This is a genomic window from Marinovum algicola, assembly GCF_900109145.1.
In the GTDB taxonomy this organism is placed as follows: Bacteria; Pseudomonadota; Alphaproteobacteria; order Rhodobacterales; family Rhodobacteraceae; genus Marinovum; species Marinovum algicola.
The window spans coordinates 33,847-55,300 of the sequence record NZ_FNYY01000006.1 but is presented as its reverse complement, the minus strand read 5'-3'; the positions used below and the strand labels follow the sequence as shown (position 1 = coordinate 55,300).

At 67.1% G+C, this 21,454-nt stretch carries 20 protein-coding genes; 5 read left to right on the top strand and 15 right to left on the bottom strand.

All coding sequences use genetic code 11. From position 1 onward, the window contains the following. Positions 1 to 33: 33 nt before the first annotated feature. On the top strand, positions 34 to 525 hold the full coding sequence (locus tag BMW90_RS10295) for a L,D-transpeptidase family protein (protein ID WP_048533531.1): 492 nt from the start codon (positions 34 to 36) through the stop codon (positions 523 to 525). Here BMW90_RS10295 and BMW90_RS10290 read toward each other — a convergent pair whose 3' ends face one another. From BMW90_RS10290 to BMW90_RS10255, 8 genes are all read right to left on the bottom strand, one after another. Beyond that, the gene (locus BMW90_RS10290; RefSeq protein ID WP_074836490.1) at positions 526 to 1,215 is read right to left on the bottom strand and encodes a molecular chaperone DjiA; all 690 of its coding nucleotides are present in this window, start codon (positions 1,213 to 1,215) and stop codon (positions 526 to 528) included. It lies immediately after the preceding gene. 43 nt (positions 1,216 to 1,258) lie between these two features. Further along, positions 1,259 to 1,735 (bottom strand): GNAT family N-acetyltransferase, encoded by a 477-nt coding sequence (locus BMW90_RS10285; RefSeq protein ID WP_139211317.1) that lies wholly within the window; start codon positions 1,733 to 1,735, stop codon positions 1,259 to 1,261. Continuing rightward, complete coding sequence (locus tag BMW90_RS10280; protein ID WP_074836489.1) at positions 1,732 to 2,340, bottom strand: VOC family protein; 609 nt, start codon at positions 2,338 to 2,340, stop codon at positions 1,732 to 1,734. Before BMW90_RS10280 ends, BMW90_RS10285 begins: the two co-directional genes overlap by 4 nt. A 120-nt stretch (positions 2,341 to 2,460) precedes the next feature. Next, positions 2,461 to 2,931, bottom strand: coding sequence for an Hsp20 family protein (locus tag BMW90_RS10275; protein ID WP_048533529.1), 471 nt, complete (start codon positions 2,929 to 2,931; stop codon positions 2,461 to 2,463). A gap of 185 nt (positions 2,932 to 3,116) precedes the next feature. After that, on the bottom strand, positions 3,117 to 3,899 hold the full coding sequence (locus BMW90_RS10270; protein ID WP_083416014.1) for a trypsin-like serine peptidase: 783 nt from the start codon (positions 3,897 to 3,899) through the stop codon (positions 3,117 to 3,119). Between the two features lie 71 nt (positions 3,900 to 3,970). Next, entirely contained in the window at positions 3,971 to 5,260 is a 1,290-nt protein-coding gene (glcF, locus tag BMW90_RS10265) for a glycolate oxidase subunit GlcF (protein ID WP_074836487.1), read from the bottom strand. A 3-nt stretch (positions 5,261 to 5,263) separates the two neighbouring features. Next, positions 5,264 to 6,385 carry an FAD-binding protein gene (locus tag BMW90_RS10260; protein WP_074836486.1) on the bottom strand — a complete coding sequence of 374 codons (1,122 nt, stop codon included), beginning with the start codon at positions 6,383 to 6,385 and terminating at the stop codon, positions 5,264 to 5,266. 51 nt (positions 6,386 to 6,436) lie between these two features. Further along, a complete protein-coding gene (locus BMW90_RS10255; protein ID WP_074836485.1) occupies positions 6,437 to 7,882 on the bottom strand; it encodes an FAD-linked oxidase C-terminal domain-containing protein in 1,446 nt (481 codons plus the stop codon). 109 nt (positions 7,883 to 7,991) lie between these two features. On the opposite strand from BMW90_RS10255, the gene BMW90_RS10250 reads away from it, so the two are divergent. Further along, entirely contained in the window at positions 7,992 to 8,714 is a 723-nt protein-coding gene (locus BMW90_RS10250) for a DUF599 domain-containing protein (RefSeq protein WP_048533524.1), read from the top strand. After that, positions 8,711 to 9,088: a hypothetical protein gene (locus BMW90_RS10245; RefSeq protein WP_048533523.1), complete on the top strand. Its 378-nt coding sequence runs from the start codon at positions 8,711 to 8,713 to the stop codon at positions 9,086 to 9,088. Before BMW90_RS10250 ends, BMW90_RS10245 begins: the two co-directional genes overlap by 4 nt. 68 nt (positions 9,089 to 9,156) lie before the next feature. Here BMW90_RS10245 and BMW90_RS10240 read toward each other — a convergent pair whose 3' ends face one another. From BMW90_RS10240 to BMW90_RS10225, 4 genes are read right to left on the bottom strand one after another with little or no spacing between them, the layout of a single operon-like run. Next, the gene (locus BMW90_RS10240; RefSeq protein WP_074836484.1) at positions 9,157 to 11,196 is read right to left on the bottom strand and encodes a hypothetical protein; all 2,040 of its coding nucleotides are present in this window, start codon (positions 11,194 to 11,196) and stop codon (positions 9,157 to 9,159) included. Next, complete coding sequence (locus tag BMW90_RS10235) at positions 11,193 to 13,949, bottom strand: DUF4159 domain-containing protein (protein ID WP_074836483.1); 2,757 nt, start codon at positions 13,947 to 13,949, stop codon at positions 11,193 to 11,195. Before BMW90_RS10235 ends, BMW90_RS10240 begins: the two co-directional genes overlap by 4 nt. Then, complete coding sequence (locus BMW90_RS10230) at positions 13,946 to 14,821, bottom strand: DUF58 domain-containing protein (RefSeq protein ID WP_048533520.1); 876 nt, start codon at positions 14,819 to 14,821, stop codon at positions 13,946 to 13,948. The genes BMW90_RS10235 and BMW90_RS10230 overlap by 4 nt, the downstream gene beginning before the upstream one ends. Further along, a complete protein-coding gene (locus BMW90_RS10225) occupies positions 14,818 to 15,825 on the bottom strand; it encodes an AAA family ATPase (protein WP_048533519.1) in 1,008 nt (335 codons plus the stop codon). Before BMW90_RS10225 ends, BMW90_RS10230 begins: the two co-directional genes overlap by 4 nt. Positions 15,826 to 15,894: 69 nt before the next feature. Between BMW90_RS10225 and BMW90_RS10220 the strand changes: the two genes are divergently transcribed. Further along, positions 15,895 to 16,485 (top strand): DUF1285 domain-containing protein, encoded by a 591-nt coding sequence (locus BMW90_RS10220; protein ID WP_048533518.1) that lies wholly within the window; start codon positions 15,895 to 15,897, stop codon positions 16,483 to 16,485. Positions 16,486 to 16,568: 83 nt separating this feature from the next. On the opposite strand, the gene polA is transcribed toward BMW90_RS10220, so the two are convergent. From polA to BMW90_RS10205, 3 genes are all read right to left on the bottom strand, one after another. Then, a complete protein-coding gene (gene polA / locus BMW90_RS10215; RefSeq protein ID WP_074836482.1) occupies positions 16,569 to 19,367 on the bottom strand; it encodes a DNA polymerase I in 2,799 nt (932 codons plus the stop codon). 100 nt (positions 19,368 to 19,467) lie between these two features. After that, entirely contained in the window at positions 19,468 to 20,085 is a 618-nt protein-coding gene (locus BMW90_RS10210; RefSeq protein WP_048533516.1) for a Pr6Pr family membrane protein, read from the bottom strand. Next, positions 20,082 to 20,267: a zinc-finger domain-containing protein gene (locus BMW90_RS10205; protein ID WP_048533515.1), complete on the bottom strand. Its 186-nt coding sequence runs from the start codon at positions 20,265 to 20,267 to the stop codon at positions 20,082 to 20,084. The genes BMW90_RS10210 and BMW90_RS10205 overlap by 4 nt, the downstream gene beginning before the upstream one ends. Before the next feature lie 159 nt (positions 20,268 to 20,426). On the opposite strand from BMW90_RS10205, the gene BMW90_RS10200 reads away from it, so the two are divergent. Then, complete coding sequence (locus BMW90_RS10200; protein ID WP_244526480.1) at positions 20,427 to 21,434, top strand: mechanosensitive ion channel family protein; 1,008 nt, start codon at positions 20,427 to 20,429, stop codon at positions 21,432 to 21,434. Positions 21,435 to 21,454 lie beyond the last annotated feature (20 nt).

Here is a 21,454-nt window from a genome sequence, read left to right as displayed (position 1 = left end):
TAAGGGGAAAAAATCAAAACCGGGGCAGTGCAGATGCGGGTTCTTCGAGCAATCCTGTTGGTATCCTTGGCCCTCACGGCCACGGCGTGCAGCAAGTTCTATACATATACCGGCCCCGAGGTCACCCGCGTGGTCGTCGACAAGGGTGCGCGCAAGATGTATCTGCTGCATGACACCCAGGTGCTCGAACAATATGACGTGGGCTTGGGATTTGCGCCCGCCGGCCACAAGGCGCAGGAGGGCGACGGCCGCACCCCCGAGGGCGAATACCGCATCGACCGGCGCAATCCCAACAGCAGCTTCTATCTCTCGATCGGCATCGATTACCCGAATGAAGAGGACATCCGCCGCGCGCGGGACGCCGGGGTCAGCCCCGGCGGCGACATCTTCATCCACGGCCGACCGTGGAAGAACCGCAAGGGCGGGCGCGACTGGACGGCGGGCTGTATCGCGGTGAGCAATGCCGAAATGCGCGACATCTATGCCATGGTGCGCAATGGCACGCCGATCACCATCCGGCCCTGATCAGGCGGGTTCGCTCTGGCTGGCCTGGATCTCTTCCCAGGCCTTGTTGATGTCGATCAGGCGCTTTTCGCTCATCCGCACCGCCTCTTCGGGTACGCCGCGTGCGATCATCCGGTCGGGGTGGCTGTCGCGGACCGCCTTACGCCAGATCCGGCGGATCTCGGCCAGCGGCATGTCGGGGCTGACGCCGAGCACCGAATAGGGATCCTTGTCGGCATCCGGGACAAAGCGGGTGCGCAGGGCCAGAAACTGGCGATCATCCAGCCCGAAAATCGCGGCCACATTGCGCAGGAATTCATCCTCGGCCGGATGATAGCTGCCATCGGAGACGGCGATGTGAAACAGCCCCTCGAGCAGGTCGGTCAGCGGCGCGCGGGTGTCATCGAACATCGCGCGCACGCGGCGGGCGTAATCCTCATAGCCGGCGACGTCCTGCCGCGCGAGGTTGAAGACACGGGCGGCCTGCGCCTCGTCCTCGGGGGCGATGAAAAACACCTCACGAAAGGCCGTGACCTCGACCTTTTTGACCAGCCCGTCGGCCTTGGCCATCTTGGCGCCCAGGGCGATGACGGCGATGGTAAAGGCCACGCTGCGTTCCGGCGGGGTGCGCAGGCGGTCAAAGACGTCGCTCAGCGGTTCCCCGCTGGCAAGCGCGGAAAGGGCGGCGGATATGCGAGACCAGATCGACATGCGACAAGCCTATACCGCAGCGCGGCATAAGTCAGTGTGACAATCATAACATTTTTTGCAGCAGAACCAGGTCCATCCAGCGGCCAAACTTGTGTCCGACCTCCGGCAGCCGCGCCACCTCGGCAAAGCCGATCGCCTTGTGAAAGGCGACGCCATCGGGATTTTCGCCGCTAACGCCGGCAAAAAGCGAATGCACCTCGCGGGCGCGTGCGTGGTCCTCGAGCAGTGCCATCAGCCGCCGCCCGACGCCGGTGCCGCGCGCCTCGGGCAGAAGGGCGATGGAATGCTCTTTGGTATGGCGATAGCCCGGCCCGCTGCGAAACGGGAAGTAACAGGCATAGCCGATGATCCGGTCGCCGTCGCAGGCCACGAAATAGGCGCCACCATCGCGGATCGCGGTGACGATATCGCGGGTGGATTTCTCGGCGGTGGTAAAGGTGATGGCGGTGTCGCGGATCACCGGATTGACCAGATCGACAATGCCGCGGGCGTCGCGCGGCGTAGCCGGACGGACGATCATCGCAAGGTTACCGGGCCGGCCGGGCCCGTCAGGCGCGCCTCAAGATGCGCCGATCCGGGCTGAAACTGCACGCGGGCGTCCATCAGATAGGGCGCCAGCCGCTGGTGCAACCGGTCGGCCTCGGGATGCGCGACCGTGAGCGTTTCGAGCGTGCAGCCCGAGGATGGCAGGGTCTCGCCCGGCGGGGTCGGGCTGTCCCACTGGATCAGGGCCGGAAAGCAGCCATCGAAGGGCAGGTGCCCGTCCGGCGGCACCGCCATGCGCCATTTCAGATCGCCGCGCTCCAGGGCCACGATCTCGCCCGCCTCGGGCAGGTCGCGCACCAGCGTCGACAGGTCTTCGGTGCGGCAAATCCAGGTTGTCAGCCGCGGCGCGCCGACAAAGTCATCGAGGCCGAACCAGCGCGGATAGGCCGGCACCCGGGCCGCGGGGTCGATCGAAATCGCCTCCAGATAGAGCCCCTCGGCCAGCCCCAGCAGGTGGTTGTGGGTGCCGAAATATCGGTGCGCGCCCCCCGGCCGCAATGCCATGCCCAAGGCCGCCTGCACATGGGCCGCGGCGGCATCGCGGGTTTCACCGGAGATTGCGATGTGATCGAGTTTCATGTCTGCGCCCCCGGCGGGGATCATGGCAGAACGGCCCGAGGTTGCCAGAGGCAAACGGCGCCCGGACATGAAAAAGCCCCCCGGAAAAACCGAGGGGCTCGAAACACGGGCCGAAGTGCGTTAGTTGACGGCCTTGGCGTCAACCACGTCTTTCTCGATCGCCTTGGTGCCATTGGCAATCTCGATCCGGCGCGGTTTCAGCGCCTCGGGGATCTCGCGCTCGAGGTCGATGTGCAGCATGCCGTTTTCATGGCTGGCGCCCACCACCTTGACGTGATCGGCCAGATGGAACCGGCGTTCAAAGGCACGGGTGGCGATGCCGCGGTGCAGATAGCTGCGCTCTTCGTCCTCTTCGGCCTTGCGGGCCGAAACTACAAGCGCCTTTTCCTTCACCTCGACGTTCAGGTCCTGATCGGCAAAGCCTGCGACGGCGATCGAGATGCGATAGGCATCTTCGGCGGTCTTTTCGATGTTGTAGGGGGGATAGGTCTGCGACTGGACATCATTGGCCAGAACGCGATCCATCAGGTCGGCCATTTGGTCAAAACCGACGGTTGCACGGTAAAGCGGTGCAAAATCAAAGCTACGCATGGGTCATCCTCCATTGAGCGATACCATTATGTTGCGCCTTCCCTTGGGGACAGGCGCGTCAGGCGTCCAGACCCGTTGTGGCGTCCGGACAGGGCTGATTTGGGGATGGATTTCGCGGTTTCAAGAGGGTCGGAACCCCGCCTCGAACGAAAGATCACGCAAGCGTGATCGCAGTCGGCATCGGCTCAGGGGCGGATGAACTTGGCCCCGCCCGGCCGCGTTCTGTCAGAGGCCTGCCGGAACAGCGACTGGGCCTTGAGCTCGACCATCAGCACCGCCAGCGGCTCCGCCAGCGAGGTGCCGAGCGAGACCGGCGTGCCGTTCGATTCCGCCTTGGCCGAGATCAGCGACACGATCTGCGGCTCGCCGCTGGCCAGCGAAAATACCGGCGCGCCCGAGGCCCCGAAATCGGCATCGCAGGACATCACCAGCACGCCGCGCCGCCGGTCGACCACTTCGCAGGCCTCTTGCAGCGAGGGCGCCTCGGCGCGGTCATGGGCATAGCTCACCACGCTGATCCGCGCGCCCGGCCCGGGCCGGCCGGCGGTGTCGAACGGCGCCACCTCGGTGGTGCGGATCGGCCGGGCCAGTTGCAGTAACGCCACGTCGTTCCTGACCTGGGCGGCATCGGTGTTGCGCGAGAACCGATAGCGCGGGTGCAGCACCGCGTGTTTCACCGCCCGATAGGCCGAGGCGCGACCATTGCGCAGCCCGGCGCTGAAGCGGATTTCCGACGCGGTGAATTTGCGGCCGGTGGTCTTGTCATAAAGGCAATGCCCGGCGGTCAGCACCAGGTCGGGGGCCACCAGCACCCCGGTGCAGAACCCGGAGGTGTCAAAGTCGATCCGGCCCACGGCCTCCCATCCCCGGCTTTCGTCGCCGGTGTTGAGCTGTCGCAGGCGATGGATGTCAGCCCAGGCCGCCGTCGCCGAAAGCAGCGCGGCGAAAAGCAGGAAAAGGATGCGCACGGTCTGCCTCCCGATGGTCTTTTCACCGGGCTATCAAGCACTTTGGGCGAAAATGCGGCATTTTCGGTGTATCATTCCGGCGCGAGCGCGGGCGGCGTCGGCCCACCGGTGGCCCAATCCAGAAGCTCGACCGTATGCACCACCGGCACACCGGTGCCGCTGCCAATCTGCATCATGCAGCCGATGTTGCCGGCGGCGATCACATCCGGGCTGACCGCCTCGAGTGTCGTGACCTTGCGCGCCTTGAGCTGGCCGGAAATCTCCGGCTGCATCAGGTTGTAGGTGCCGGCCGAGCCGCAGCACAGATGGCTGTCGGCCGGTTCGGCGACTGTGAAACCGGCGCGTTTCAGCAAGGTCTTGGGATGGGTCTTGATCTTTTGCCCGTGTTGCAGCGAACAGGCGGCGTGATAGGCCACGCAGAGCCCCTTGTCGGCGCTTTCCGGCAGGTCGAGCGTCATCAAGAGCTCGCTGATATCCATCGCGAGCTCTGACACCCGTGCCGCCTCTGCCGCCAGCGGATCGTTGCGGAACATATGGCCGTAATCCTTGACCGTGGTGCCGCAGCCGCTGGTGTTGATGACAATGGCATCCAGGCCCGCGCCGTCGATCTCGGCCGTCCAGGCGCGGATGTTCTTTGCCGCCGCGGCATGGCTCTCGCCGGTTTTGCCCATGTGATGGGTCAGCGCACCGCAACAGCCGGCGCCGCGGGCCACCACCACTTCGCAGCCCAGTCGGGTCAGCAGGCGGATGGTGGCGTCGTTGATATCGGTGTTGAGCGCCTTCTGCGCACAGCCGGTCATCAGCGCCACCCGCGTCTTGCGCGGCACCTCGGGCGCAAAGCTCTGCGGATCGTCGTTGCGGCTGACCGGCGGAATGCGCTTCGGCGCCATCTCCAGCATGGCGCGCAGCCGCGGATCGGGCAGCAAGCGCGCAAAGGGCCGGCCGATTTTGGCGCCCAGCAACGCCAGCCGGAACCGCCCCGGATAAGGCAGGATCCGCGCCAGCAGCCAGCGCAGCGCCCGGTCACCCCAGGGCCGGTCGTAGTGTTCCTCGATATAGGCCCGCGCGTGATCGACCAGGTGCATGTAATGCACGCCCGACGGGCAGGTCGTCATGCAGGCCAGGCAGGACAGGCAGCGGTCGATGTGCTTGACCGTCGTCGGGTCGGGCACCCGCTCGTTCTCCAGCATGTCCTTGATCAGGTAGATGCGGCCGCGCGGGCTGTCCAACTCGTCACCCAGCACCTGGTAGGTGGGACAGGTGGCAGTGCAAAAGCCGCAATGCACGCAGGCGCGCAGGATCTCGTTGGCGCGCGCGGTGCCGGGATCCTGCAACTGCTCTTCGGTGAATGTCGTCTGCATCTGTTACCCCATCAGCCCCGGATTGAGGATGCCCTTCGGATCGAATTTCGCCCGCAGCCCGGCCTCGAGCGCGGCCAGCGGCGCGGGCTGCGGCTGGAACACCCCGGCCTCGGCCCGCCGTGCCGCCGAGGCCCGGAACAGCGTCGCATGGCCGCCGGTCAGGGCCGCGCGCACCGGCGTCCCGTCGGGCACCAGCACCCAGACCAGCCCGCCGCCCCAGTCGTATACCGCCTCGGCCCCGTCCAGCCGCGCGACGATCTCCGGCGCCTGGCTCGGCGTGACCGAAAGCCGCCAGACCTCGCCGGCGCGCCCGTGAAACGGCGCCACGTCGCGAATATACCGCCAGCCGGCCGCGGTCCGCTCGGGATCGCGCTCCACGGTGAAATCGCCGATATCGGCCAGCAGCTTCTGCAATTCTCCGCAGCGATAGGCGACCGAATCCGCCAGCCCCTCGACCCGGATCATCGTCACCGGCGCCCCGTCGAGACCGCGCTGCAAATGCGCCGCGCCGCTGACCTCCCAAGGTGCGCCAAGGGCGCGCGACAGGGCCGAAACCGCCTGCACGTCGCTCAGCCCTTCGCACAGCAGCACCCCCCTGGCCTCGGCCTCGGGCAGCACCTTGAAAGAGACCTCGCTCAGCACGCCCAAGGTGCCCCAGGACCCGCTCATCAGCTTCACCAGGTCGTAACCGGTGACATTCTTCATCACCCGCCCGCCGTTCTTGACGATGCGCCCGGCGCCATCGACAAAGCGCACTCCCAGCATGAAATCCCGACAGGCCCCCGCCGTCACCCGCCGCGGCCCGCTGACATTGGCCGCCACGACGCCGCCGATGGTGCTTTCGCCCTCGGTGCCCAGAAGCCCGCGCCAGTCGCCCGGTTCAAAGGCCAGCCGCTGGCCTTCCGCCGCCAGCGCCGCCTCGATCTCGGCAAGCGGCGTTCCGGCCCCGGCCACCATGGTCAGCGCGCCGGGTTCGTAAAGCCGGATGCCCGACAGCCCGCCGGTCTCCAGCATGTCACCCGCAATCGCGCGCCCCACATCCCGCGTCCCGCCGCCGCCTATCCGCAGCGGCGCTTCGGCCGCCGCAATCATCTCCGCCAGTTCGGCCTCGCTGTCAGGTCGCATGATCCGTCTTCTTCTGTTTGAGATTGCCTTCGGGCAGGCCCGAGGCCGCATTCACGCCGCCGCCGGCCGCCCGCGCCGCGCCTCGGAGGCATCAAGCGGAAACACCTTGGCCGGGTTGAGCAGCCAGGCCGGATCAAACACATCCTTCACCGCCATCTGCGCTTCGAGATCCGCCGCCTCGTACTGGTGCCACATCAGGTCGCGTTTCTCGATGCCGACCCCGTGCTCGCCGGTCAGACAGCCGCCGACCTCGACACAGAGCTTCAGGATATCCGCCCCGAAGCGCTCGCAAAGCTCGAGATCGCCGGGCTTGTTGGCGTCATAGAGGATCAGCGGATGCATGTTGCCATCGCCGGCGTGAAACACATTGGCCACCTCCAGCCCGTAGTCGCGGCTCATCTCGCCAATCCGCTGCAACACCTGCGGCAGCGCCGACACCGGGATCGTACCGTCGAGACACATGTAGTCGTTGATCTGCCCCATGGCGCCAAAGGCGCTCTTGCGCCCGAGCCAGATGCGCCCGGCCTCATCGGCATCGCGCGCCTCGCGCAGCTCCAGCGGGTCATGGCGCCGGGCAATCGCCTTGATCCGGGTCAGCTGGTCGTCGATCTCGGCCTCCGAGCCCTCGACCTCGACGATCAGCAGCGCCTCGCAATCGGGATAGCCGGCCTGGGCGAAATCCTCGCAGGCGCGGATGCAGGGCCGGTCCATGAATTCGATCGCCACCGGCAGGATCCCGGCCTTGATGATATCCGAGACACAGGCCCCGGCCACGGCATTGCTGTCAAAGGCCATCAGCACCGGGCGCGCGCCCTCGGGCTTGGGCAGGATGCGCAAGCTGGCCTCGGTCACCACGCCCAATTGCCCCTCGCTGCCGCAGATCACCCCCAGAAGGTCGAGCCCGCCGGCGTCCATATGCGCGCCGCCGATCTCGACCACGCTGCCATCCATCAGCACCATGGTGACGCCGAGCAGGTTGTTGGTGGTCACCCCGTATTTCAGGCAATGCGCCCCGCCGGAATTCATCGCGATATTGCCGGCAATGGCGCAGGCGAGCTGGCTCGAGGGATCGGGGGCGTAAAAGAACCCGTCCTCCTCCACCGCGCCGGTCACGCTCAGGTTGGTGCGCCCGGTCTGCACCCGGATCACCCGGTTGGCAAAATCGGTCTCCAGCACCGCATTCATCCGCGCCACGCCCAGGATGACGCAATCCGCCGTCGGCAGCGCGCCCCCGGCCAGCGAGGTGCCGGCGCCGCGCGGCACCACCGGCACCGACATCCGGTGGCAGATGCGCAGCACGGCGGCCACTTCGGCGGTGTCCCGCGGCAGCACCGCCGCCATCGGCGGGCAGCGATAGGCCGAAAGCGCATCGCATTCATAGGCCCGCAGTTCCGCCAGCTGATGAATCACGCCCGTCGGCCCCAAGGCCTCGGTCAGCCGCGCCACAAGCTCGGTTTTCAGCGCCAGCCGCTCTGGCCGGGGAGGGGGCATATCCATGGTGCTCTCCTGATATTGGTAAGAAAATATAACCAATTAACCCAAAGTGCAACCCGCTTGTCGCGCAGCCCCTCTTTCGCTTGCGCGCGGCCGCGGCTACGGTGCTGCGATGACCTGGACCGACCGCCTCTTTTTCTTCACCGCCTGGGACTACGCCGCGCTGACGCTGCTCTTCGTTGCCTGGATCGGCATCGGTTTCGTGATCGAAAACCCCGGCAAGCGCGGCTCGGTCTCGCATCTCACCGCCGAATACCGCCGCGTCTGGATGGAGCAGATGGTCACCCGCGATCCGCGCATCTTCGACAGCCAGATCCTCGGCATCCTGCGGCAGGGCACGGCGTTTTTTGCCTCGGCCTGCATGATCGCCATTGGCGGCATGCTGGCGCTGATCGGCAATGCCGAACGCCTGGCCGGCGTGGCCCAGGATCTCACCCTCGACACCGCGCCGATCATCGTCTGGGAACTCAAGCTCCTGGTGGTGATCCTGCTGGCGGTCAACGGCTTCCTGAAATTCGTCTGGTCGCACCGGCTGTTCGGCTACTGCGCGGTGATCATGGCGGCGGTGCCCAATGATCCGGCCGATCCGGCGGCCTACCCCCGGGCGCGCAAGGCGGCGGCGCTCAACATCACCGCCGCACGAAGTTATAACAAGGGATTACGATCAATTTACTTCGCCATGGCCGCGACGGCATGGCTATTGGGCGCGGTTCCTCTCATACTGGCGGTGCTCTTCACGCTGGCCGTGGTCTACCGCCGGGAATTTGCCTCGCAATCGCGCGAGGCGCTGCTTGCCGACGAAGGTCAGACCGCGCAAACACCGGAGATCCGATGATCCGCGCCGCCATTGCCGCCCTGCTTCTCATGCTGCCACTCACCGCCCGGGCCGCCGAACCCGAGATTGTCAAGGTCCAGGTCAGCAAGCCCGACATGGGCTGGCTCTTCGAGGTCACCCTGCGCCATGCCGACACCGGCTGGGATCACTATGCCGATGGCTGGGAGGTGCTCGACCGCCACGGCAACCGGCTGGGCTTCCGCAGGCTGACCCATCCGCATGTCAACGAACAGCCCTTCACCCGCTCGCTGCGCGGCGTGATGATCCCCGATGGCATCCGCATGGTGATGATCCGGGTGCATTGCACCGAGGATGGCTGGTCGTCCCGCCCGATCAAGGTCAAGCTCTCGCCGGCGGGCCGCGGCACCTACTGATATCTTCCTCTTGCCGAAAATACCCTCGGGGGAGTCCCGCAGGGACGGGGGCAGCGCCCCCCCCGGTCCTAGCGGCGCCCCTCGCGCAGCCAGGCGCCGACGATCAGCCCCGAGGCCAGCAGCAGCACCAGCCAGGGCGGCAGCAGGGCAACCTGGGTCACGTCGCGGGTCTCGAAGGCGCCGCGCGGGGTCAGCCCGATCCAGCCACGCCCCGCCGCCGGCCGGCCTTCGCGCACGTTGCGAATCCGCGGCAGACCGTCGTCGAGCGGCATCACCCCGCCGCGCAGGCTGTCGATTTGCGGCGCCAGCACCGCGCCGGTGGCGATCGTCTGCTCGAATTCCTTCGGTGCCGCCGGCCCCAGGCCGATCACGCTCTCGAGATCGCCGTCGCGCAGCCGGTAGAGCCCGATCTCCGGGCCTTCGTAGACCGCTTCGAAGCGGCCCGGGCTGACCTCCTCCAGCTCGAGCACCACCTCGGCGCCGTCCGGCCCGGTCACCGTCACCGGCCCGGCCGCTTCGTCCAGCGTGCGGCGGATGATCCGCATGGTCTGGCCGCTGGCCTCGGCATAAAGCGTCTCTTCCTCGAGTTCGGGCTCCTTCATCATCCAATGCGCCAGCCGCCGCAGCAATTCGAGCTGCGGCCCGCCGCCCTCGAAACCGCGGCTCCAGAGCCAGGCATGGTCCGAGGCCAGAAGCGCCACGCGGCCCTCGCCGACCCGGTCCAGCACCAGCAGCGGCCGGTCCTCGACGCCGGACATCAGGATATCGCCGCGTTCCGGCTCGACTTCGATCTGGCGCAGCCAGCGGCCCCAGGTCTCGGGATCGCCCAGCCCCACGGTGACCGGGTGGCGCGCGCCCTGTTCGGTGACCCTGGGCGCATAGCCCTGTTCGATCACCCGTGCCGTGGGTGCGGCCGGCACCACCTCCGACAGCGGCGAACGATAAAGCGAATCGGCGCTGGCGAAATCCGGGCCCGAGGCGATCAGCACCGCGCCGCCCTCTTCGACATAACGCGCCACGTTGTCGAGGTAGATCGCCGGCAGGATGCCGCGCCGCTTGTAGCGGTCAAAGATGATCAGGTCGAAGTCGTCGATCTTCTCCAGAAACAGCTCGCGGGTGGGAAAGGCGATCAGCGACAGCTCGCGCACCGGCACGCCATCCTGCTTTTCCGGCGGGCGCAGGATGGTGAAATGCACCAGGTCGACCGAACTGTCGGATTTCAGAAGGTTGCGCCAGGTCCGGCCGCCGGGATGCGGCTCGCCCGAGACCAGCAGCACCCGCAGCCGGTCGCGCACGCCGTTGATCTGGATCAGCGCGGTATTGTTGCGCCCGGTCAGCTCGCCCTCGGCCTCCGGCACGGTGAATTGCAGCACGTTGCGCCCGCCATGCGGCAGGGTGACCGGGATCTCGATATCCTCGCCCAGCGGCACGTCGAATTCCATCGGTTCGCCGCCATCGACCGAGACATGCAGCGGCGTCCGGGCCGCCTCGGGCGCGGCGCCGCTGTCCTCGACCCGCAGAGTCAGGGTGACCGGCTCGCCGAGGATGGCAAAGGCCGGGGCGTTCGACACGATCAGCCGCCGGTCCCAATCGTCGTCATGGCCGGTCATCAGCAGGTGCATCGGCGCCGGAAGCTGCGTCGCGCGGGCCATGTCATGCACCCGGCCGTCAGAGAGCGCGATCACCCCGGCGATCCGCCCGCGCGGCTCTTCGGCCAGGGCCGAATTGAGCGTGGTCATCATCTGGGTGCCGAGATCGCCCTCGCCATCGCCGACGCGCACCCGCCGCACCTCGGTATTGTCGCGGGCCGAAAGCTGCGCCTCAAGCGTTTCGGCGGCCTGCGCCGTCACCTCGGCGCGGTCGTCGAGCTGCTGCGAGGCGCTCTGATCCTCGACCAGCATGACGATATCGGTCAGTGGCGCGCGGTCTTCCTCCTGATAGGCCGGCTGCGCCAGCGCGGCGAGCACCACCAGGCCGCCGAGAAGCCTGGGGCCCCAGCCGGAAAGTCCGCGCCAGAGCGCCAGCCCGGCGGCAAAGAGCACCAGCAGGCCGACGCCCGCCAGCACCGGCCAGGGCAGCATCGGGTCGAAGATGAGCGTTCCGGTCATTGGCCCAACCTGTCGAGCAGAGCAGGCACATGCACCTGGTCGGATTTGTAGTTGCCGGTCAGCACATGCATGATCAGGTTGACGCCGAAGCGATAGGCCAGCTCGCGCTGGCGTTCGCCGGAATAGCCCCGGCCGACCGGATAGATCGGGTTGCCGCTCTCGTCCATCGCCCAGGCCGCCGCCCAGTCGTTGCCGCCGATCACCACCGGCGTCACCCCGTCATTGAGATTGCGGAACGGCATGCCCTCGATCCGTTCGGCATCCGGCGGCGCGGCCTCGACCCAGACGTCGCGGCCGACATGACGGCCGGGGAAATCCTGCAAAAGATAGAAGGTGCGGGTCAGCACGTGATCTTCCGGCACCGGCTCCAGCGGCGGAATGTCGAGCGGCTGTGCCAGCCGTTGCAGCCGCTGGCCGTTGGGCGAGGCGGCGCCAAAGCCGGCGATATCGGCATCGCGGGTGTCGAACAGGATCATCCCGCCGGAGCGCAGGTATTCGTTCAGCTTGGCATAGGCCTCATCCGAGGGGATCGGCTGATCCGCCGCCACCGGCCAGTAGAGAAAGGGAAAGAACGCCAGTTCGTCGGTCTCGAGATCGACGCCGATCGGCTCTGCCGGTTCGACCGAGGTGCGGAAGAACAGCGTTTCGCTCAACCCCGTCAGCCCCTCATAGGCCATCTGGTCGAGCTGCGGATCGCCGGTCAGCACATGGCCCAGCACCACCTCCGAGGTGACCGCCAGGGCGAAATCGTCGGTGCTCTGGGCGGCGGCCGGGGGCGGGCTTGCGCCCAACGCCAGAAGCACCACGGCGGCGGTTCTCATCCCGCCGGTGAGCCGTCCGGCCAACGCCAGCGAGGCCACCACATCCACCGCCAGCAGCGCCAGGGCGAGGCTCAGCAACAGTCCCGCCAGCGGGGTTTCCCGCGGCCGGCTCAGCCCTTCGACCGGGATGCGCGCCGGCCAACTGGCGGCGGCAAGCTCGGTTTCGGCGGTGATCACGTTGCGCGCCAGCCGGCGGTCTTCGCTCTGATAGAGACCGGGCAAGAGATCGGGACCAAGCCGGGCGGCCACCAGCTCCGGCCAGTCGACACCGGGCCGGGTGCCGGCATCTTCCAGCGCGCCGAAGGCATCCATCACCTGCAACGGCTCCCATGTGGTGCCTTCGAGGCTTTCGGCATCTGGGGTCGTGGCCGAGGAGGAGACCGCCAGCCGGTCGAGCATCTGCACGAAGAGCCCCGACAGCGGCAGCGTCGACCATTCGGCATTGGCAGTGACATGCACCAGCACCACCTGCCCCTGATCGATCCGCTTGCGGGTCACCAGCGGCGTGCCGTCGGCCAGTTGCGCGATCACCCGGTCGGCCAGCACCGGATCGGGCTGCGCCATGACCTGAGCGCTGACCCGCACGTCCTCCGGCACCGGCAGCCCGGCAAAGGGGCTGTCCTCGGCAAAGGGCGCCAGCGCTTTGGGCTCGCCCCAGGACATGGCGCCGCCGACGGTGCGGCCGCCTGCGCGCAGGCGCACCGGCATCAGCGCATCTTCCTCGGCGCGGCTCACGTCAGAGGCGGCAAGCCGGGGCCCGGCAAAGCGCAGCAGCAGCCCGCCCTTTTCCACCCAGGCGAGCAGCGCCTCTTCCTCGGCCGGGGCGAGGGTCGCCACATCTGCCAGTACCACCACATCGGGGTTGGCCGGCAGGATGTCACCCAGCGCGCCCTGCAACAGGTCGGCATTGGGTTCCAGCGCCTTTTCGAGATAATGCAGCGGCGAGAGCAGCTCGAGCCCCTCGCGGTCGTCCCGGCCGGCGATCAGCGCCACCTCGCGCCGCCTGAGGGAATCGTCGGACAGCGCCACCGCGCCGGCCGAACGCTGGCCCTCGACCTCGAAGTGGGTGATCCTTCCACGCAGCTCGGCGGGCAGCGACAGCGAGACCTGCGCCTCGGCGGCGCCATCGGCAAATTCCGCCCCGGCGCGGGCCAGCACGGCGGCATTGCCCGAGGGATCGCGGCCATGGGCGGCAATATGCGCGGCATAGCTGCCGGCGGTCTCGACCCGCCACAGCGTCAGCTCGATCGCCCCGTCGGCAAAGCCCGGCGGCGCCATCACCACCAGCGGCCGGGCCGATTGCACCACCCGCACCGCGCCACGCGATTCCAGCGCCGCGAGGAAATCGGCGCGTCCGTCATGCGCCAGCCCGTCAGACAGCCAGAGCGTGTCAAAGGCGCCGTCATCCAAGGCCGCTTCCGCCTCGGCATAGAGGTCTTGACCGGGCAGCCAGGGCTCCGGCGCCAGCCCCGGCAGGCGCGACCGCCAGGTCTCGGCGGCCTGGAACTGCAACGGCTCGGGGTCGCTGACCCGGAGCATCGCCACCGTCCGCCCGTCGCGCTGCGCCTCGAGCAGCAGCGCCTCCAGAGCCTCCTGCTGCGCCGCCCAGTCGCCGGCGCTGGCCCAGCTTGCATCCATTGCGATGAGCAGCGGCCCGGAGCCGCGTTCGCCGGCCTCGCGCGGGTTGAGGATCGGCCCGGCAAGGCCGAGGATCACCGCCGCCACCGCCAGGATGCGCAGCAGAAGCAGCCACCAGGGGGTGCGGTCGGTGACCTGATCGTCGTCTTTCAGGCCCAGAAGCAGGACCACCGCCGGAAACATCCGCCGGATCGGTGCCGGCGGCACCGCGCGCAGGATGATCCAGAGGATCGGCAGCGCCAGAAGCCCCAAAAGCAACCAGGGGGACAGGAACCCTATACCAAACAAAGTCATCGCACGCCTTCCATCGCCCGATAGAGCCAGAGCAGCGCCTCATGCGCCGAGCGGTCGGTGTGGTGCACCGCATATTGCCAGCCGGTCGCCCGCGACACCTGCGTCAGCCAATCCTTGCGGTCCGCCAGCCGCTGCAAATACCGGGCGCGCAGTTCGCCCGCCTTCAACGTCTCATGCTGCACCGTCTTGCCGACGCTTTCGAATATGGTGCGGCCCCGGAAGGGAAAGGCCTCTTCGCTGGGGTCGAGCACTTGCAGGATCACGCCGCGCACCCCGCGGTCGGCCGCCTTGGTCAACGCCGCCTCGACCGGGGCGCTGTCGGCAAGGAAATCCGAGATGAAAATCGCCCGGGCGTGCGGCAGCATCAGCCGGGCTTCCGGTTCGGCGTAATCCTCGGGCTGGTCGGTGGAAAACGCCTGCGCCAGCCGCAACAGCTGGGGCTCGCCGCGACGCGGCGGCAGCACGCCACCGGTCAGGCCGACCCGTTCGCCGCCGCGGATCAGCAGCACGGCGGTGGCCATGGCAATGAGCCGTGCCCGGTCGCCCTTTTCCGGCAAGGCCGTGTCAGAGGCAAACCGCATCGAGGCCGCCTGATCGACCCAGAGCATGACGCTCTGGGCGATCTGCCATTCGCGTTCGCGCACATAGGTGCCATCGGACCGGGCCGAGCGGCGCCAGTCGATGCTGCGCCGCCGGTCGCCGGGTTGCGCCGGCCGGTATTGCCAGAAATCGTCGCCCATGCCGGCGCGCCGCCGGCCGTGTTCACCCAGGAGCACCGTGCCGGCCAGATGCTCGGCCTTGGCCAGAAGCGGCGGCAGGGTGGCCGCCTCGGCCTCGGATCTTGCGCGCAGATGGGCGGGGCTGTGGCTCACGCAGCCGCCTCGGCCCGCATCAAGCCTGTTGCGGTCTCGTCGATCAGGTCGCTTAGCGACATTCCGCGTGCCCGCGCTGCGAAATTGAGCGCCATGCGGTGGGTGAGCACCGGCCGCGCCATGTCGAGCACATCCTCGACCGAAGGCGCCAGCCGGCCATCGATCAACGCCCTGGCGCGCACCGTCAGCATCAACGCCTGCGCGGCCCGCGGGCCGGGGCCCCAGGCGACGTTTTCGCGCACCTTGTCAGAGGCTTCCGGCTCATCCGGCCGGAAGGCCCGCACCAGGTCGAGGATCATCTCGACCACGCTTTCGCCCACCGGCATGCGCCGCAGCAGGGCCTGCGCCGCGATCAGCTCTTCGGCGGTAAAGACCTCATGCGCCGCTTCCTCGGTGGCGCCGGTGGTGGCCAGCAGAATGTCGCGCTCGGTGTCGCGGTCGGGGTAAAGCACGTCGATCTGCACCAGAAAGCGGTCGAGCTGCGCCTCGGGCAGCGGATAGGTGCCTTCCTGCTCGATCGGGTTCTGCGTGGCCAGCACGTGGAACGGCGCCGCCAAGGTGCGGTTTTCGCCCGCCACCGTCACCTGTTTCTCCTGCATCGCCTGCAACAGCGCCGACTGCGTGCGCGGGCTGGCGCGGTTGATCTCGTCGGCCATCAGGAGCTGGCAGAACACCGGGCCCTCGATGAACTTGAAGGCCCGGCTGCCGTCCGACGAGGTTTCCAGAACCTCGGAGCCGAGGATGTCGGCAGGCATCAGGTCGGGGGTGAACTGAATGCGGTTGCCATCGAGGCCCATGACGGTCGACAGGGTTTCGACCAGCCGGGTCTTGCCCAGGCCGGGCAGGCCGATCAGCAGCGCATGGCCGCCACAGAGCAGCGCCGAAAGCGTCAGGTCGACCACCCGCTCCTGGCCGATGAACCGCTTGGTGATCGAGGCGCGTGCAAGGGCGAGCTTGTCTTCCAGCGCCTCGATTTCGGCGACGAGATCGGGGACGTCATTCATGAAAAAGGCTCCTTGCACACTTTGTCCTTGGCTGTGAGTGTATCGTTGAAACGGGAAATGGCAAAAGCAATGACGTCACAAAATCGCGTGCAGCCCTCGGCCGAGGGGATCGCCGCTTCGGCCAAGGCGGCGTCGCAGGGCAAGGGCCTGCCGCCGGTGCATCTGTGGAATCCGCCGGATTGCGGCGATCTCGACATGCGGATCGCGCGGGATGGCACCTGGTTCTATCTCGGGACGCCGATCGGCAGAAAAGAGCTGGTGCGGCTGTTTTCCACCATCCTGCGCAAGGACGGCGCGCGCTACGTGCTGGTGACGCCGGTCGAAAAGGTCGGAATCACCGTCGACGATGCGCCGTTTGTGGCGGTGGATTTCGAGGTTGCCGGAGAGGGCCGCGACCAGGTGCTGACCTTCGAGACCAATGTCGGCGATTTCACGGTGGCGGGGCCGGAGGCGCCGATCCGGGTGGAGCGCGATGCCGAGACCGGCGAGCCTTCGCCTTATGTGTTGGTGCGGGCCGAGCTGGAGGCGCTGATCGACCGGAAGAGTTTCTACCGGCTGGTCGAGATCGGCGCGCATCACGAGGTCGAGGGCGAGCGCTGGTTCGGGCTGTGGTCTTCTGGCACTTTCTTCCCAGTGATTCCGTCTGCCGAGCTTCCCTGACCCCGTCCCGGACGTGATCCGGGACCTCTTGGCGCGGGAGGCCCCGGATCAGGTCCGGGGCGCGCCCGCCAAAGTCGCCCCGATCAATGCGCCTCCGCCCAGTTGGCCCCTTGCCCGGCATCCGCCACCAGCGGCACGTCGAGCTTCACCACCGGGTCTGCCGCGCCTTCCATCACCGCGCGCGCCACCGAAATCAGCTCTTCGGCCGCCGCCGCATCCACCTCGAACAAGAGTTCGTCGTGCACCTGCAACAACATCCGGGCCGGCAGCCCCGCAATCGCCTCGGGCATGCGGATCATCGCCCGGCGGATGATATCCGCCGCCGTGCCCTGGATCGGCGCGTTGATCGCCGCGCGTTTGGCGAATCCGGCGTGCGGCCCCTTGGCGCCGATCTCGGGTGTGTGTATCTGCCGCCCAAAGAGCGTTTCGACGCGCTTGTGTTCCTTGGCGAAGGCCACGGTCTGATCCATGTATTCCTTGATCCCCGGGAACCGCTCGAAATAGCGGTCGATGAAGCCCTGGGCATCGGCGCGCGGGATCCGCAGGTTGCGCGCGAGGCCGAAGCCGGAAATGCCGTAGATGACGCCAAAGTTGATCGCCTTGGCCTGCCGCCGCACCTCGGGTGTCATCTCGTCCAGCGGCACGCCGAACATCTCGGACGCGGTGGCGGCGTGGATGTCCTGGCCCTCGCGGAAGGCCTCTTTCAGCGCGTCGATGCCGGCGATATGCGCCAGGATGCGCAGTTCGATCTGGCTGTAGTCGAGCGAGACCAGCACATTGCCCGGCTCGGCCACGAAAGCCTCGCGGATGCGGCGGCCTTCCTCGGTGCGGATCGGGATGTTTTGCAGGTTCGGGTCGGTCGAGGCGAGACGCCCGGTGTTGGCCCCGGCAATCGAATAACAGGTGTGCACCCGCCCGGTGTCGGGATGGATATGCTCTTGCAGCGCGTCGGTATAGGTGGATTTCAGCTTCGACAACTGCCGCCAGTCCAGCACCCGCGCCGGCAGGTCGTGCAGCGTCGCCAGATCCTCGAGGATATCGGCGCCGGTGCCATAGGCGCCGGTCTTGCCCTTCTTGCCGCCTTCGATGCCCATCTCGTCGAACAGGATCTCGCCCAGCTGCTTGGGCGAGCCGACGTTGAACTTGCGCCCCGCCAGCTCGTGGATCTCGTCCTCCAGCGCCGCCATCTTCTGGGAAAAGGCGTTCGACATGCGCGAGAGCGTGTCGCGGTCGACCTTGATGCCATGCATCTCCATCTCCGCCAGCACCGGCACCAGCGGCCGTTCCATCCGTTCATAAACCCGGGTCACGCTCTTGCGGTGCAGTTGCGGCTTGAAGGCTTGCCAGAGCCGCAGCGTGATGTCGGCATCCTCGGCCGCATAGCCGACGGCCTTGTCGATCGCGACCCTGTCAAAGGTGATCTGGGCCTTGCCGGTGCCCAGCAGCTCCTTGATCGGGATCGGGCTGTGCGACAGGTAGCGTTCCGAGAGCGCGTCCATGCCATGATTGTGCAGCCCGGCGTTCATCGCATAAGACATCAGCATGGTGTCGTCGATCGGCGCCACGTTGATGCCGTTGCGGGCCAGAATCTTGGCGTCATACTTCATGTTCTGGCCGATCTTGAGCACCGCCGGATCCTCGAACACCGGCTTCAGCAGCGCCAGGCATTCCTCGAGGTCCATCTGCCCCTCGGCCAGATCGTCCGAGCCGAAGAGATCGTCGGTGCCGGCGGCGCGATGGGCCAGCGGGATGTAGCAGGCCTGTCCCGGCGTGACACAGAGCGAGAGGCCCACCAGATCGGCGCGCATCTCGTTGAGCCCGGTGGTCTCGGTGTCCACCGCCACATAGCCCCGGTCGTTGATCCGGTCGATCCAGAGCTGAAGCGCCGCGGCGTCGCGCACGCATTCATAGGTCTCCGGGGCGATAGGCACCTGCTCGGCCTGCGCCTCCGGCGCCTCTTGCACCGGCTCCGGGATCGCCGGCGCCTCGACGCCCAGCTTGTCGGAAATGCGCTTGGTCAGGGTGCGGAATTCCATCTCGGACAGAAAGGCCAGCAGCGTCTCGGCATGCGGGTCGCGCACTTCCAGATCGTCCAGCGTGAAGGGCAGAACCATGTCGCAATCAAGCTGCACCAGCTTCTTGGAAATCTCGATCTGTTCGCGTTTCTCGATCAGGGTCTGGCGGCGTTTCGGCTGCTTGATCTCGGCGGCGCGGTCGAGCAGATCCTCGAGCGAGCCGTATTCGTTGATCAAGAGCGCGGCGGTCTTGATGCCGATGCCGGGCGCGCCGGGCACGTTGTCGACGCTGTCGCCGGCCAGGGCCTGCACATCCACCACCCGCTCCGGCCCGACGCCGAATTTCTCCATCACGCCCTCGCGGTCGATGCGCTTGTTCTTCATCGGGTCGAGCATGTCGACGCCGTCGCCCACGAGCTGCATCAGATCCTTGTCAGATGACAATATGGTCACCCGCCCCCCGGCCGCGCGCGCCTGACAGGCGAGGGTGGCGATGATGTCATCGGCCTCAAAGCCTTCCAGCTCCTTGCAGGCGATGTTGAAGGCCTCGGTGGCGCGGCGGGTCAGCGGGATTTGCGGCCGCAGATCCTCGGGCATGGCCTCGCGATTGGCCTTGTAAAGATCGTAGAGGTCGTTGCGGAAGGTATGGCTGCCCTTGTCGAAGATCACCGCCACATGGGTCGGCGCATTGGGGCCGGCGTTGTCCTCGACGAACTTCTGCAACATGTTGCAGAACCCCGAGACCGCGCCGATCGGCAGCCCGTCGGACTTGCGCGTCAGCGGCGGCAGCGCGTGATAGGCACGAAAGATATAGGCCGATCCGTCGATCAGATGCAGATGGCATCCCTTGCCGAATTGTTGCGACATTGCGCATCCCTCCACTGGCGTCGGCCCGTTTCATGCCACGCCCGGCCGGGCAAGGCCAGCCGCCCTCTGCGTCTCTTTTTCGGTTCCGCGGTTTCCGGCCTCAGCCGTGCTGCGCCAGCTGCCGGACCGAGAGCATGCGCGCCACTAGCAGGATGATGCCGCCGAGCACCGCGAAGGCGGCAATCAGCCCGGCGATGTTGATCAGCACCTGCACCAGCCCCTGTTCGGGGATGTCGAGGAAGAAATAGGGATAGACCCCGTCGAACGCGGCGCGGCCCAGCGCATAGAAGCAATAGACCGCCGGAAAGGCCAGCCAGGCGGGCAGGGCCGCCGGGCGGGCGCGTTCTTTCGGTTCAAAGGCCAGCCAGTGCAGCACGAACCAGATCGGCACCACGGTATGCAGCATCTCGTCGAGCAGCAGCTCCAGCCCGGCATAATCGCTGAGATGGGCCAGCAGCGCGTGATAGACGAGGCCGACGGCGGCAATCGCCATCACCAGCCCGCCGCTGATCCGCCCGTCAAGCCGACCGCGCAGGGCGATCAGCCCGGCGGCCAGGGCCACGGCGGTATTGGTCCAGATGGTGAAATAGCGATAGATCCCCCAGAGCGCCTCGGGCAGCGTGGTGCCATTGGCTTCCATGTTGAGCGCGATGCGGGTGGCGAGCGTTGCCACCACCGCCAGTGCCAGAAGCCCCGCCGAGACGCGACGCAGCGTCATTTTTCCGCCGCCTCGGCGAAATCGCGGTGCACGTATTTGGTGTCGCAATAGGGGCATTCGACCCAGCCGGTCTTGGCCGGGATCATCAGCCAGACGCGGGGATGGCCCAGCGCGGATTCGCCGCCGTCGCAGGCAACCCGGTTGGCGGCAACGATCTTGGTTTCGGGCGGGGCGATGGTCATGTCAGTCTCGCTTGTTTCCGGTCGGCGCGGCGGGCCGCGCAATCGGGCTGCATGATAGCGATCCATGGCGCTTCGGCAAGAGCTTCGGCCCGGCCCGCTTGACCTCGCAGGCGGCCGCGCCATGTCCTTGGCCACGTGCAGCACGAAAGGCGGGACAGGATGGAGCAGGACGAAACCGGGATCGAACAGGTTGACGCGGACGTCGGCAACATCTTTGAAAAGATCGATACTTGGCTCGACGGCTTCTTTCGCCTGCTGCCGAACCTCGCGGTCGGCCTTGTCGTGCTCTTGCTGTTCTGGTTTGCTGCCGGCTGGATCGGCCGCCTTCTGGCGCGCGCGGGCCACAAGCACGACCGCCCGAGCCTGGGCGACGTCGGCGGCGCGCTGGTGCGCTGGGCGATCATCATCGTCGGCGTCATGCTGGCGATCACCATCATCGCGCCCTCGGTGACGCCGGGCGATCTCTTTGCCGGCCTCGGCATCTCTTCGGTGGCCATCGGTTTTGCCTTCAAGGACATCCTGCAAAACATGCTGGCCGGCATCCTGATCCTGCTGCGCCAGCCCTTCGAAGTCGGCGATCAGATCGTCTCGGGCGGTTTCGAAGGCACGGTCGAGCGGATCGAGACCCGGGCGACGCTGATCAAGACCTATGACGGCCGCCGCGTCGTCATCCCCAATGCCGACATCTATACCGATGCGGTCACCGTCAATACCGCCTATGACACCCGGCGCTCGCAATATGACATCCAGATCGGCTGTTCCGACGATTTCGACCGCGCCTGCAAGATCATGGTCGAGACCTGCACCCAGGTCGACGGCGTGCTGGGCGATCCGGCCCCCGAGGCGCTGCCCTGGTCGATGGATGCCGACGGCAACACGGTCCGGCTGCGCTGGTGGACGAAATCGCCGCGCGCCGACGTGGTGCAAGTCTTTGCGCGGGTGATCAAGGAGGTCTACAACGCGCTCGATGCCAAGGGGGTCGACATGCCCTATCCGACGCGGATGGTGCTGTTTCACGACCAGACCGAAGAGACCGACGGCGACCGCAACGCGCAGCGCGAAGGCTGGCCGGCCAATGCCGATGGCAAAAATCCCCGTGCGGCGCGGATCGAAACCGCGCTGTCGCGGCGGGGCGACGCCGGCGACAAAGCGGAGACGCCGGCCTGATTGCCGGTTTAAGCCGGGCC